Source organism: Bordetella genomosp. 6, from assembly GCF_002119705.1.
In the GTDB taxonomy this organism is placed as follows: Bacteria; Pseudomonadota; Gammaproteobacteria; order Burkholderiales; family Burkholderiaceae_B; genus Bordetella; species Bordetella bronchiseptica_F.
Window position 1 is genome coordinate 2702315 of the sequence record NZ_CP021107.1, and the last position, 13424, is coordinate 2715738.

Genomic DNA, 13424 nt, shown 5'->3' on the forward strand with positions numbered 1-13424 from the left:
CGGCTCACCGCGCTTCGCGCATGCATTGCGCCAGTTCGTCCTGCCCGCGCGCCTGCAGCGCCTGGACCGCGCCCAGGCGGTCGCGCTCGTCCTTGTTCTGGCTCAGCTTGCGCTTGCCGACCAGCGAGGTGACGGCGATCTCGATACCCACGATGTTGCGCAGCATGCTGTCGATGTACTCCGGCGTGGAGTCCGTCATCTTCCAGGGCCGCGCCTCGCCCGCCTCGTGGCGGCGCGTCAGCCGCGCGACCACGCCGCGCACGAAGCGCTCGTCGTCGCGCACCGCCAGCGTACCGTGCGCATGCACCACCTCGTAGTTCCAGGTGGGCACCTGCCGATGCGCCTCGTGCTTGCTGGGATACCAGTTGGGCGAGATGTAGCCCTCGGCCCCGCGGAACACGACCATCACCGCCGCCCCGCCGGAACAACGCTGCCACAGCGAATTGGCGCGCGCCACGTGGGCGATCAGCGTGCCGTGCGGCCCGGCGTCGGGATCGAACTCGAACGGCAGATGGTCGGCGTCCAGCCCCTGGGCATCCTGGGTGACCAGCATGCCCAGCGGATGCGCGCGGATGATGCGGGCCAGTTCCTCGGGCCGGGTTTCGGCGAAATGGGCGGGCAGATACATGGCGGGCAATGGATGGAAATGGAATGGCCCCACTGTGGCGCCAAACCGGCATAATGAAAAGATCCAGTTCCAAGGTATTTAAATGGGCCAGTCAGGCAAGACCGCCAGCCGCCCCAGCGGCCCCAACGGTGCGGGCCGGCGCATCTACGGCCTGCTGCGCGGCCAGATCGCCGATGGCACGCTGGCCGCGCGCGCGCCGGTGCCGTCCACCCGTGCCCTGGCCGCCGAGCTCGGCGTCTCGCGCACCACGGTCACCGCCGTCTACGAACAGCTCGCGGCCGAAGGTTTCCTGGATACCGCCGCCGGCCGCGCGGCCCGCGTCGCCAGTCCGCTGGCCGCGCCCGGCCCCGACGCGGCGCCCGCCTGCCCGGCCGCCCAGCGGCCTGCCGTCCTGTCCGCGTGGGGCCGGCGCGTGGCCGGCCTCGGCGCGCCGGCGCCGCCCGATCAGGCGCCGGTGCGCTGTGACTTCCTGTACGGCGCGCTCGCCTCGCGCGACTTTCCGGGCCTGGCCTGGAAGCGCGCCTATCAGCAGGCGCTGCTGCGCCCGCCGCACAGCCTGAGCTATGCCGCGCCCGAAGGCGAACCGGCGCTGCGCCGCGCGCTGCAGGGCTACCTGCGGCGCGCGCGCGGGATAAGCTGCGAAACCGGCCAGATCCTCGTTGTGCATGGCTCGCAGCAGGCCATCGACCTGTGCGCGCGGCTGCTGCTGGACGCCGGCGACGACTTCGTGTTCGAGAACCCCGGCTACCTGATGGCGCGGCACTGCTTCGCCGCCACCGGCGCGCGCCTGCTGCCGGTCGATGTCGACGAGCACGGCCTCGACACCGAACGACTGCCCGAGACCGCGCGCGTGCGCCTGGCCTACGTCACTCCCTCGCACCAGTTCCCGCTGGGCGGCGTCTTGCCCATCGGCCGCCGCCAGCAACTGCTGCAATGGGCCCGGCGCCACGATGCCTGGATCGTCGAGGACGACTACGACGGCGAATTCCGTTACGGCCAACGCCCCATCGACGCCCTGCAATCCATCGATACCGATGAACGGGTGATCTACGTCGGCACGTTCTCCAAGGCCCTGTCGCCGCGCCTGCGGCTAGGCTACATGGTGCTGCCGCGCCACCTCGTCGACGCATTCCGGCAAGCCAAGCGGCTGGCCGACCGGCACGCGCCGGCGCTGGAACAGCAGGTGCTGGCGTCGCTGATCGACAGCGGCGTCTACGAGCGCCATGTGCGCCGCATGCGCCGCGACAACGAGCGCCGCCGCACCGCGCTGCTCGAAGCCATCGCCCGCGAATTGCCGCAAGGCGCCCGGGTCGACGGCACGGCGGCCGGCCTGCATGTGGTGCTGTGGCTGCCCGGGCTGGACGCGCGCGACGAGCCCGCGCTGGTGGCGACGGCGCGCGCCATGGGCGTGGGCGTGTACCCCGTGGGGCCGCTGCACGCCCCGGCCGGGCCCGGCCGCCCCCACCGGCCCGCCGGCCTCATCCTGGGCTACGCCAGCCTGGACGTCGACCAGATCCGGCAAGGCATCGCCATCCTGGCCTCGGCGATCGAACGCATGAAGGACTGACGGCAAGCTGGCGCGACCCGGCCGCACGAGGCGCGCCGCGCCTTGCCTTAGCGCCAGATCCGCAGCTTGCGGTAGCGGCGCGCCAGATGGACGCGGTCGTCGACGGTGGAGAAGATCACGGCGAAGACGATGCCGATGGCCGCGCCCACGATGGTGTCGACCACCCGCTCCACCGGCATGTTGCTGGCCGGCGCCGGCGAGGCCATATAGGTCATCAGCAGCGCCATCGGCGTCACCGTGACCTGGCCCAATGCGTAGTTGAAGCCGATGGTCACTTCGGTGATGACCTGGCACAGCACGACCGCCGCCACCAGCACCCAGAAGGACGGGTCCTGCGCCAGGATGGCCCACACGATGCAGGCGCCGACGATGGTGCCCGCCATGCGCTGCAGGGAACGGTTCATCGTCAAGTGCAGATGCGTGCCCTGCATCACCGCAGCCGCGCCGATCGCCGCCCACGCGGGGTACTGCCAGCCGGCCCGGAAAATGATCAGGGCCGCGGCGCCCGCGCCCACCGCGATGCGTCCGGCAACCATCAGCTGCAACGATAGCGGCGGCAAGGGCGCGGCAGCCATCGCCACGGCGCCGTGCGGCCGCAGGCGGTCGGTCAAGGCGCAGGCCAGCCAGGCCACCAGCGCGCCCCAGGCGGTGGCCAGGGTCCGTTCCATGACCGCCGCCGCCGAATCCACCGGCGCCAGCGCCGCGCCCACGGCAAACACGAAAATGACCGCGCCCGGTCCGCCGGTCAGCCCCCAGCGCCACACGGCCAGCGTGTACAGCCCGGCCGACAGCGCCAGCAGCAGCACCATCGACAGCGCGCCCGCTCCCGCATAGGTGGCCAGCGACGGCACCAGCACGCCCGCCACCAGCAGTAGGCCGCAGACCATCACGATACGCTGGCGGCCCTGCGCCGACGCGAAGCGCCCGAACAGCGCCGCCAGCCCGCCCAGCGCGGAAAACCCCACTAGGTGCGGCCAGGGCGACAGATGCGCGCTGACCAGGGCCACGAAAATCGCCAGCCCCGCCTGCAGGCCGGCGACCAGGGCCACCCGGACCGAGGCCGGCCGGGCAATCAGCAGGCTCTGCCGGAGCTGATTGCCGGCGAGCAGGTGGCGCACGGACTGGCCGCGCGAGGCCTTGCGCCCGCCATGCGGCGGCCTGGGCGCGGTCTTTCTTGCGGCGGAGGGTTTCCTGGAAGCCATGGGTCGATGCGGAGCTGGCGACCAGCCATGATACTGCGCGGCCCCCCGCCCGCCCCGGCCGTCCTATTGCGTTTCGATGTTGGCCTCTTTGATGACCTTGGCCCATTTGGCGATGTCGTGCCGCATCAGCGCCTGCACGTCGGCGGCCGTGCCCTTGCGGATCGAGATGCCCTGCTGGACGAAGGACGCGCGCAGTTCGGGATCGTCCAGGATGCGGTCCAGGCTGTCGGCCAGCGTGCGCACGACCGCGTCGGGCGTGCCTGGCGGCGCCATGATGACGTTCCAGTCCAGCGCCTCATAGCCGGGCACCGGGCCGCTTTCCGCGACGGTCGGCACGTCGGGATGCTCGGCGCTGCGCTCGCGGCTGCCCACGCCCAGGGCGCGCAGCTTGCCGGCCTGCACCATGGGCCAGGCCGCCGTCTGCCCGGTGAAGGTGAACGAGGTTTCGCCCGCCACCGCCGCCACCGTGGCCGGCCCCGAACCCCGGTACGGAACGTGCGTGGCCTTGATGCCGGCCATCGAGGCGAACAGTTCGGCGGCAATGTGGCTGGCGCCGCCCACGCCGGCGGTCGAGTAGGTCAGCGAGCCGGGGTTCGCCCTGGCCTGGCGTATCAGGTCCGCGGTGGATGCGATGCCCGACGCCGTGGAGGTCACCAGCACCAGCGCCGAGGTGCAGATCATGCCGACCGGCGTGAAGTCGCGGGTAGGCTCGTAGGGTAGATTGGGATACAGCGTCGGGTTCACCGATAACGGACCCGCCGATCCCAGCAGCAGCGTGTAGCCGTCGGGCCGCGCCTTGGCGACGAAGTCCGTGCCGATGCTGCCGCCCGCGCCTGCCCGGTTCTCCACCACGATGGACTGGCCCAGCGCCTGGCCCAGCTTGGTGGCGACGGCGCGCGCCACCGCGTCGGTGGTGCCGCCTGGCGCGAACGGGACGATCAGCCGGATGGGCCGGGAGGGATAGGCGGGCTCGGCGGCCGCCGGCGGCAGGGCCAGCAACACGCAGGCCAGGCCGCCCAGCAGGCCGCTCAGCCTTTGCTTGAATGCCATGGTAGGACCTCTTTTCGTTATGGACCGATGCGGCGCCGCGCGGCGCGCGCTTTGCCGGTACCGCGATTCTGGCCAACCCCGCGCCGCCCACCTTGTACGTTCTTGCTCACTTTGCGGCGTAACGCGGGTAAACGATTGCATGCCCGCCATGCGCCGCGAATAATGGCCCACCCGTCATCCATACCCAAGCCTGCATGGACACCGCCGACCCCGACGCTGCGCCGCGCTACGCGCCGCCCGAAATCCCCATTCGCCCCGATTGGCTGGCGCAGCGCCGAGAACCGGTGCTGGAACCCGGCCTGCCCATCGTCGATGCCCATCACCATCTGTGGGACCGCCCGGGCCAGCGCTACCTGTTCGACGAACTGCGTGCCGACCTGCGGACCGGGCACAACGTGCTCGCCACCGTGTACGTGCAATGCCGTTCGATGTACCGCTGCGACGGCCCGACCCACATGCGGCCCGTGGGCGAGACCGAATTCGCCAACGGCATCGGCGCGCAAAGCGCCAGCAACCTGTATGGCCGCTTGCGCGCCTGCGCCGGCATCGTCGCCTATGCGGACCTGTCGCTGGGCGCGGCCGTGCGGCCGGTGCTGCAGGCGCACCTGAGCGCGGCGCCGCAACGCCTGCGCGGCATACGCTGCATGACCGCCGCCCACGCCAGCCCGCACATCCAGCCGAATTCCGGCAAGGTGCCCGAACACCTGCTGATGTCGCCGCGCTTTCGCGAAGGCTTTGCCGAACTGGCGCCGCTGGGCCTGTCGTACGACGCCTGGGCCTTCCACACCCAGCTGCACGAAGTGCTGGACCTGGCGCGCGCCTTCCCGCAGACCGTCATCGTGGTCGATCATGCGGGAGGGCCGCTGGGCATCGGCCCCTACGCCGGCCGCCGCGACGCGGTCTACGCCCATTGGCACGCGGCCATGCGCGCGCTGGCCACCTGCCCCAATGTCAACGTCAAGCTGGGCGGCCTGGCCATGCACTTCAGCGGGCTGGACTTCCACCTGCTTGCCGAGCCGCCGGATTCCCGCCAGCTGGCCAATGCCTGGCGTCCGTATGTCGAGGCGTGCATCGAATTGTTCGGCGCCGGGCGCTGCATGTTCGAAAGCAACTTCAGCGTCGACAAGGGCATGCTGTCCTATCCCGTGCTGTGGAACGCGTTCAAGCGGCTGGCGGCGCACTGCTCGGCGCAGGAAAAGGCGCAGCTGTTCGCCGGCACGGCCCGCCGCGTCTACCGGCTGCCGCCCCAGCCCTGAGAATTCGCCATGGGCGGGCCGCCACGCAAAGGATTGCCACGGCCGGCTTCGGTCGCCCCTACAATCCCCGCCATGGACAATATCGACATCAAGCTGCTGCGGACCCTGCTGGTGCTGATGAGCGAGCGCAGCGTATCGCGCACCGCCGACCGCCTGGACGTCAGCCAGCCGGCGGTCAGCCACGCGCTGGCGCGGCTGCGCATATTGTTCGACGACCCGCTGCTGCTGCGTTCGCGCGCCGGCATGGTCCCCACGGACCGCGCCGGCGAGATCGAGGCCCGCGTGCGCCGCCTGCTGGCCGAGTACGATGCCCTCGCCCACCGCCCGCGGCCCTTCGATCCGTCCGTTTCGGAACGCCATTTCGTACTGTCGGCGCCCGAGTACGCGGAGCATCTGTTGATGCCGCCGATCTTCCGACACTTGCGCGCGCATGCGCCCAACATCCGCATCGAGGTGCGCGCGCCGGACCCCGAACGGGCCTACGAACTGCTGGAAAGCGGCGAGGTGGACCTGCGCATCGCCTGGCTGCGCAAGCCGGCGCAATCGCTGCGCTCGATGCAACTGTTCCAGGACCGCATCGTCTGCATCGCGGACCGCGACCATCCGGCGCTGCACGGTGCGCTCAGCCTGGCCGACTTCCTGCGCTATCCGCACGCGCGGCCCTGGGGAACGGGCCGGAACATGTCGGGGCGGGTCATCGACGAGGCCGTGGAACTGCTGGGCAAGAAGCTGGCGCCGCCTTTCATGGTGCAGAACTTCCTGACCATTCCCTACACCATCATCGGCAGCGACCTCCTCGCCGTGCTGCCGCTGGTGCTGGCGCGCGCCTTCGCCGCGCAACAGCCCATCCAGATACTCGAAGTGCCGCTACGCCTGCCGCGCATGCGCTATGGCGCCTATTGGCACGAGCGCAGCCACAAGGACGTCGGCCACAAATGGCTGCGCTCGGTGGTGCTGCAGGCCGCGCAAGGCCTGCAGGCCCCGCCCGCGGCTACTTGAGGATGTCGCCCACGCACATGTATTTGATTTCGACGTAATCGTCGATGCCGTGCCGGCCGCCTTCGCGCCCCAGGCCGGACTGCTTGACGCCGCCGAACGGCACGTGCTCGGTGGCCAGTATGCCGACGTTGACGCCCACCATGCCGGACTCCAGCGCCTCGGCAGCCCGGAATATCCGGCCCACGTCGCGGCTGTACAGATAGCTGGCCAGGCCGAATTCCGTGGCGTTGGCGGCGGCGATGGCCTCCTCGTCGGCATGGAAGCGGAATACCGGCGCGAGCGGGCCGAAGGTCTCCTCGCGCGCGCACAGCATCTGCGACGTGGCGTCGACCAGCACCGTCGGCTCGAAGAACAGCCCGCCCAGCCGCTTGCCTCCCGCCACCACCCTGCCGCCCTTGGACACGGCGTCCTCGATGTGCCGTTCGATCTTGTCGACGGCGTCCGGTTCGATCAGGGGCCCCTGCGTGACGCCCTCGTCGAAGCCCGGCCCGGCCTTCAAGGCCCGGACCGCGTCCGCCAGCTTCCCGACAAAGGCGTCGTAGACGCCATCCTGCACATAGATCCGGTTGGCGCACACGCAGGTCTGCCCCGCGTTGCGGTACTTGCTCTGCATCGCGCCCTCGACGGCGCTGTCGAGGTCGGCATCGTCGAACACGATGAAGGGCGCGTTGCCGCCCAGCTCGAGCGACATCTTCTTCACCGTGGCGGCGCTTTGCGCCATCAGGATGCGCCCCACCTCGGTGGATCCGGTAAAGCTGAGGTGGCGGACCGCGTCGCTGGCGCACAATTCCTTGCCGATGGCGATGCTGTTGGCGCCGTCGGCGGGCAGCACGCCCAGCACGCCGGCCGGCACGCCGGCGCGCACGGCGAGCTCGGCGGCGGCCAGCGCGGTCAGCGGCGTCTGCTCGGCGGGCTTGACGATGACCGGGCAGCCGGCGGCCAGCGCCGGCGCGACCTTGCGCGTGATCATGGCCAGCGGGAAGTTCCACGGCGTGATCGCCGCGCACACGCCGATCGGTTCGCGCAGCACCAGCAGGCGGCGATTGCTGTCGAAGGCCGGCAAGGTCTCGCCGTTGATGCGCTTGGCCTCTTCGGCGAACCATTCGACGAAGCTGGCCGCATAGGCGATCTCGCCGCGTGCCTCGGCAAACGGCTTGCCTTGCTCGGCCGTCAGCAGCCGGGCCAGGTCGTCCTGGTTGGCCAGCAGCAGGTCGAACCATTTGCGCAGGATGGCGCTGCGCTCCTTGACCGTGCGCGCGCGCCAGGCCGGCCATGCCGCCTGCGCGGCGGCAATCGCCTGGCGCGCGTGAGCGGCGTCGAGGTTGGCCACGTCGGCAAGTTTGTGGCCCGTGGCCGGATCGTGCACGGCGAAGCGCTGGCTCGCGGCCAGCCAGCGTCCGTCCACCAGGGCGTCGGTATGCAGCAAGGACGGGTCTTTCAGCAACTGCAGGGGCGAAGTTGTCATATCTATCGGATCGGAAGAAAAAAAGCCGTGGGTCGCGCCCACGGCCAGGCATGGCGCGACCCGCTAGGCGGGCCGCAGGACGGCCAGCAAGGTCTGCAGCGGCGTCGCATCCAGGTCGAAGCAGGCGCGCGCCAGGCGCTCGGCGGACAGCGAAACCTTGCCGTGTGCCAGGCAATCCGCGCCCTTCTCCAGCAGCTCGTCGTCGCTCAGCGGGAACTGCGCGCTGCCGCGCAGGCCATCCACGCGTATGCGGTGGCTGATACCGCCGCGCAGATGCACGACGACTTCCGCCCAGCGCGGGAACATCGGCGGCTCGCCCTGGCTCATTTCCACTTTCTCGAAGAAGGCCTGGATGGCGGGACGCCGCACCGCCGCATCCTCGAAGCTGGCCAGGTTGACCGCGCCGTCATGCAACGCGGCGGCCACGGCGTAATGCATGCTGAACTTGGCCTCCAGCCCGGTTCGCGGCCGGTCGTAGATCAACGGCACGGTCGCCCGGTAGTTGGTCTTCACCTCGACCCGCTCCACCTCGGCGAATGCCAGCGCGTGCTGCCTGCGCAGGTCGAGAACCCCCTGGATGGCCCGGTGGGTGGCATAGCAGAGGGGATACTTCTTCACCTCGATGCCGGCCGCGTCGATTTCCAGGGGCAATTGGCCCAGGGTGTCGAGCTGCGCATGGATGTCCTGGCCGTCGGCATACAGCACCGTATAGCCATGGGGGCCGTCCATGGCGGCCATCGACGCATCGAAACCCAGCTCGGCCAGCAAGGCGGCGCGCAGCGCCATGACGTTGGCCTGCCCTGCCTGGAACGGCTTGGACATGGTGCCGAAGTTCTGCCGCGTGCCGGCAACCTGCGAGACCAGGATACCCATGGCATGCGCGATGCGCGCCGCGTCCAGCCCCAGCAACCGCGCGCACGCCGCGGTGGCGCCGAACGCCGCGATCGACGGCGTCGAATGCCAGCCCTTGGCGTACTGGTCGTCCACGATGGCGCGCGCCAGCTTGATGGTGACCTCGAAGCCCGCCAGATAGGCGTCGATCAGCGCCTTGCCGCTCGCGCCGCGGCTCTCGCCCAACGCCACCAGCGCCGGAAAGATCGCCACGCTGGGGTGTCCGCGCAGGGGCGAACTCACGTCGTCGAAATCCAGCGCATGCCCCATGGTGCCGTTCACCAGGGCCGCCAGCTCCACCGGCAGGCGATCGCCGGTGGCCCAGACGGTGGCCATGCCCGGCGCGCTGTGGCCGCGGGCATAATCCATCATCAGCCGCGATGCGGGTTCGTCGGCGCCGGCGATCGCCGCCGCGATCGTGTCGTACAAGGCGCGCGCCGCGACATGACGGGCGGCGGGCGTGGCCCCGGCTGGGTCGAAGCCGGCGACGAAGGCGGCGATCTTCTCGATTGCAGTGGATGTCATGGCTGGGGCTCCTTGCCGCCTGGCGCGAAGCCGTACAGGCGGGCGGGGTTGTCGCTGAGAATGGCGTTGCGCAGGCGTTCGTCGGGCACCCACAGCTGCAGCAGGTTGAGCAGGTCGCCGTCGTTGGGGATGGCGCCCGGCTCGCGGACATGGGGCCAGTCGGTGCCCCAGACCAGGTGATCCGCGCCGGCCTCGACCAGCGCATGGGCGAACGGCACCACGCTGGCATAGGGCGGCGTGGGGTCGCCCATGCGATTGGCGCCGGAAAGTTTGACCCAGCAGCGCCGCTCGCGCAGCAGCCCCAGCAAGGCCTGGAAGCCGGGGTCGCCGATACCGGCGGAAGTCGGCATGCGGCCGATGTGGTCGATCACGACCATGACCGGCAGGCGCCGGATCAGCGGCAGCAGATCCGGCAAGGTGCGTGCATCGACCAGCAGCTGGATATGCCAGCCGAACTCCGCGATGCGCCGCGCGATCTCCAGGACATCGTCTTCCTCGTTCTTGTGGCCGAAGATGAAGTTGAAGCGCACCCCGCGAAAGCCGGCCGCGTGCATGTCGGCCAATGCGTCGCGCGTGACATTGCGATCGACCAGCGCGATGCCGCGCCATTTGCCGCCGGAAGCCAGCAAGGCATCGCGCGTCACCGAGATATCGGTTCCGTAGGCGCCGGAGTGCACGATCACTGCGCGCTCCAGCCCCAGCGCGGACAGCAGGCGCCGATAGTCGTCGATGCCGGCGCGCGGCGGATTGAAGGTGCGCTTGGGATCCAGCGGATAACGGGAGACAGGCCCGAAGATATGGGCATGGGTATCGCAGGCACCCGGAGGAACCGCGAACGCCGGCGGCGTGCAGGCAGGCAGCGGTTCCTGCGATTCAAGCAAGGGTTCGACACTCGCATTCATACGCTAGACCTCGTTTCGGCAAGCATGGCTCAGCCGGAACACCGGCAGGTTGATATCGGCCGATACCGGGCGGAACACCACTTCCACGGGCGCGTCGGCCCGCAAGGCGGCGTCATCCTGCACGTCCACCAGGTTGCTGATCAGCAGCGGGCCTTCGTCCAGCCTGATCACGGCGACGCGGTACGGCAGCAGGCTGGCCACCGAGTCCCAATAGCCCTTGTGGAACTCGCACCACGAAAACAGGGTGCCGCGGCCGCTGGCCGGCGCCCATTCCTGCTGTTCGGAAAGGCAGGCCGGGCATACGGGCGCAGCGGGAAAATGCACATCGCCGCAATGCCGGCAGCGTTGCAACGACAGCACGCCGCGCTGCGCGAAATCCCAGAACGGCTGGCTCAGCACGTCCGGCTTGGGTAGGGGAAAACCAGGCGTCATAGGTATGTCCTCGTGGCGGCGCGTCAATCGGCCGTGTAGATGATGGAACGGGTGCACGGCGTCGCCGCCACGTACTGCACGACGCGGCAACCAGGCACCTGACGCTCGCCGCCGTCGCCGCGCGCCTGGCGCACGGCCTCCGCATTCAGGCCCCAGCCCTGCATATACGAATTGGAAAGATGGCCGCCGTCGGTGTTGGTGGGCAGGCCGCCGCCCAGCTTCAGGCGGCCATCGCGCACGAAGGCGCCGCCCTCGCCACGACCGCAGAAACCCATGCCCTCCAGGCTGAACAGCACCGTGGGACTGAAGTTGTCGTAGCACATCAGGGCGTCCACATCCTGCGGCCCGATCCCCGCCATGCCGTAGACCTCGGCGGCGGTGTCCTGCAAGGCGTCGTACCAGAAGTTGCTGGAGAAGTTCGGCAGCGAAGACTCGACATAGGTCTCGCGCGCACCGATGCCGGAAATCCTGACCGGCGGGCGTTTCAGGTCGCGCGCGCGCTCGGTGGAGGTCAGGATCAGGCAGACCGCGCCGTCGTTGATCAGGCAGTAGTCCAGCAGGCGCAGCGGCGCGGCGATGTGCCGCGAGTTCTCGTGGTCGTCGATCGTGATGGGCGTCTTCATCACCGCATCGGGGTTCAGGCAGGCGTGGTGGCGGAATGCCACCGCCACTTCCGCCAGGTCGCGGCCCGTGGTGCCGTACTGCTGCGCATGGCGCTGGAACATCAGCGCATGGCCGGCGCCCGGCGAGGTGAAGCCCCACGGATTCCAGATGTTGGGGCTTTCGTCGCCGCCATAGTTGACGCGCCGTGAGCGCCCGATATTGGTGTAGATCAACGCCACGTAGTCGGTCAGCCCCGCATTGAGCGCCGCCACCGCCTCGACGATGGAAATGCCGGACATGCGGCCATGCGCGGGCAGGGTCAGGGTCCAGCGCGGGTTCAGTCCCAGCACCTCGCCCATGCGGGTGTACGACGGCACGCGGCATACGCCCAGGCCGTCGACCTGGTTCTTGTCCAGGCCGCAGTCATCGATGGCGTTCTTGAACGCCCACGCGCCCAGGCCGTACTCGTCCAGCTCGGGAAAACTGCCATACGGCGTGGTGCCCACGCCGACCACCGCATAGCGGTCCTTCAGGGCGTACAACGGGTTGGTTTTTGGGTTGCTCATGTCACGCTCCGGCGGACTCGGGTTCGCGGCGGGAAACGATCGCGTCGCGCTCCAGCGCTTCCACCTCCGCGGCGCTCAGGCCGAACATGCGCGTCAGGACATCGTGGGTGTGTTCGCCCACCAGCGGCGCGCGCCGCTGAGGCTGGGTTTCGGTCTTGGTGAATTTCAGGGGCGTGCCGGCCACCTGCACCTTGCGCGGAGCCTGGGGGTAGGGGTCGATGTCCACCAGCATGCGGCGCTTGCGCACCTCCGGGTCGGCGAAGATATCGGCCGCGTTGTTCACGGGCGCCGCCAGTACATCGTTGTCCAGCAAGGCGGCCATGACATCGTCGCGCTTGCGCACGCTGGACCACGCCCGCATGATGTCGTCGATCTCGCCGCGGTGTTCGCGGCGCGCGGCGCGCGTGGCGAAGCGCGGATCGGCGCCCAGCTCGGGCTGGCCGATCGCGGTGGCGATGCGGCGCCAGAATTTGTCGTTGGGCGCGGCCACCACGAAGTTGCCGTCGGCCGCCGGGTACATGGTGTACGGCGCCGAGAACGGGTGCGCGTTGCCCATGGGCCCGGGAATTTCGCCGGTATAGGAATGCTGGTACAGCATGCGCTCGCACAGCGAAAGCATGCAGTCGTACATCGACGTATCGACGTACTGGCCCTCGCCCGAACGCTCGCGCCATTGCAGGGCGGCCAGGATCCCCACCAGGCACATCGTGCCGGGGAAGATGTCGCCCACGCCCGGGCCGATCTTGTAGACCTGGCCATCGGCCGAACCGGTAATGCCCATGATGCCGGAGACCGCCTGGACCAGCAGGTCCACGGTCGGCCGCTCCGGATAGTGCGTGCCCAGGGTGCGCCGGTCGCCAAAGCCGCGCACCGACGCATAGACCAGGCGCGGATTGATCCGGGACAGCGTTTCATAGTCCAGGCCGTATTTCTCCATGACGCCGCCGCGGAAGTTCTCCACCACCACGTCCACGTCCTTGACCATGCGCAGCACCAGGTCGCGGCCGCCCGGGGATTTCAGGTCGATGCAGATACCGTGCTTGCTGCGGTTCAGGCTGTTGAAGAAACCGCCGATGTCCTGGTCCTTGGTCGCCGCGTCCAGGTAGGGTCCGCTGGTGCGCGTATGGTCGCCGCCGGGCTCCTCGATCTTGACCACGTCGGCGCCCAGGTCCGCCATCAGCATGGTGGCGTAAGGTCCCGCCAGGAACCGGGTGAAATCCAGGACGCGTATTCCTTGCAGAGGTCCCTTGCTCATGATCTTCCTTTGATTGATGCGTTGTTGCGAAAAAAGGCTGCACTGTCCCGGCCCGCGCGGCGCGAAGCGCCTGCGGGCTGGAA

The 13424-nt window shown here is 69.4% G+C and carries 12 protein-coding genes; 3 read left to right on the forward strand and 9 right to left on the reverse strand.

Annotation, left to right across the window (positions count from 1 at the left end; translation table 11 throughout):
- Positions 1–4: 4 nt before the first annotated feature.
- A complete protein-coding gene (locus CAL11_RS12680) occupies positions 5–628 on the reverse strand; it encodes an FMN-binding negative transcriptional regulator (RefSeq protein WP_086093158.1) in 624 nt (207 codons plus the stop codon).
- An 82-nt stretch (positions 629–710) separates the two neighbouring features.
- On the opposite strand from CAL11_RS12680, the gene CAL11_RS12685 reads away from it, so the two are divergent.
- Positions 711–2195, forward strand: a complete 1485-nt coding sequence (locus tag CAL11_RS12685) for a PLP-dependent aminotransferase family protein (protein WP_086093159.1) — start codon at positions 711–713, stop codon at positions 2193–2195.
- Positions 2196–2242: 47 nt separating this feature from the next.
- Here CAL11_RS12685 and CAL11_RS12690 read toward each other — a convergent pair whose 3' ends face one another.
- Both CAL11_RS12690 and CAL11_RS12695 read right to left on the reverse strand, forming a co-directional pair.
- On the reverse strand, positions 2243–3313 hold the full coding sequence (locus CAL11_RS12690) for an FUSC family protein (protein WP_033460655.1): 1071 nt from the start codon (positions 3311–3313) through the stop codon (positions 2243–2245).
- 147 nt (positions 3314–3460) lie between these two features.
- Complete coding sequence (locus CAL11_RS12695; protein ID WP_086093160.1) at positions 3461–4447, reverse strand: tripartite tricarboxylate transporter substrate binding protein; 987 nt, start codon at positions 4445–4447, stop codon at positions 3461–3463.
- Between the two features lie 194 nt (positions 4448–4641).
- Between CAL11_RS12695 and CAL11_RS12700 the strand changes: the two genes are divergently transcribed.
- Together CAL11_RS12700 and CAL11_RS12705 are read left to right on the forward strand one after the other, a co-directional pair.
- Entirely contained in the window at positions 4642–5703 is a 1062-nt protein-coding gene (locus tag CAL11_RS12700) for an amidohydrolase family protein (protein WP_086093161.1), read from the forward strand.
- Between the two features lie 72 nt (positions 5704–5775).
- Entirely contained in the window at positions 5776–6702 is a 927-nt protein-coding gene (locus CAL11_RS12705; protein ID WP_244172805.1) for a LysR family transcriptional regulator, read from the forward strand.
- On the opposite strand, the gene CAL11_RS12710 is transcribed toward CAL11_RS12705, so the two are convergent.
- From CAL11_RS12710 to CAL11_RS12735, 6 genes are read right to left on the reverse strand one after another with little or no spacing between them, the layout of a single operon-like run.
- Positions 6695–8173: an NAD-dependent succinate-semialdehyde dehydrogenase gene (locus CAL11_RS12710; RefSeq protein WP_167382610.1), complete on the reverse strand. Its 1479-nt coding sequence runs from the start codon at positions 8171–8173 to the stop codon at positions 6695–6697. The two genes, CAL11_RS12705 and CAL11_RS12710, sit on opposite strands and share 8 nt — an antisense overlap.
- Before the next feature lie 57 nt (positions 8174–8230).
- Complete coding sequence (locus CAL11_RS12715) at positions 8231–9583, reverse strand: MmgE/PrpD family protein (protein WP_086093164.1); 1353 nt, start codon at positions 9581–9583, stop codon at positions 8231–8233.
- Entirely contained in the window at positions 9580–10485 is a 906-nt protein-coding gene (locus CAL11_RS12720) for an amidohydrolase family protein (RefSeq protein ID WP_086093165.1), read from the reverse strand. The genes CAL11_RS12715 and CAL11_RS12720 overlap by 4 nt, the downstream gene beginning before the upstream one ends.
- Positions 10486–10488: 3 nt before the next feature.
- Positions 10489–10917: a Zn-ribbon domain-containing OB-fold protein gene (locus CAL11_RS12725; RefSeq protein ID WP_086093166.1), complete on the reverse strand. Its 429-nt coding sequence runs from the start codon at positions 10915–10917 to the stop codon at positions 10489–10491.
- Positions 10918–10940: 23 nt separating this feature from the next.
- Positions 10941–12086 (reverse strand): thiolase family protein, encoded by a 1146-nt coding sequence (locus CAL11_RS12730; RefSeq protein ID WP_086093167.1) that lies wholly within the window; start codon positions 12084–12086, stop codon positions 10941–10943.
- 1 nt (position 12087) lies between these two features.
- Positions 12088–13341 (reverse strand): CaiB/BaiF CoA transferase family protein, encoded by a 1254-nt coding sequence (locus CAL11_RS12735; protein ID WP_086093168.1) that lies wholly within the window; start codon positions 13339–13341, stop codon positions 12088–12090.
- Between the last annotated feature and the right edge of the window lie 83 nt (positions 13342–13424).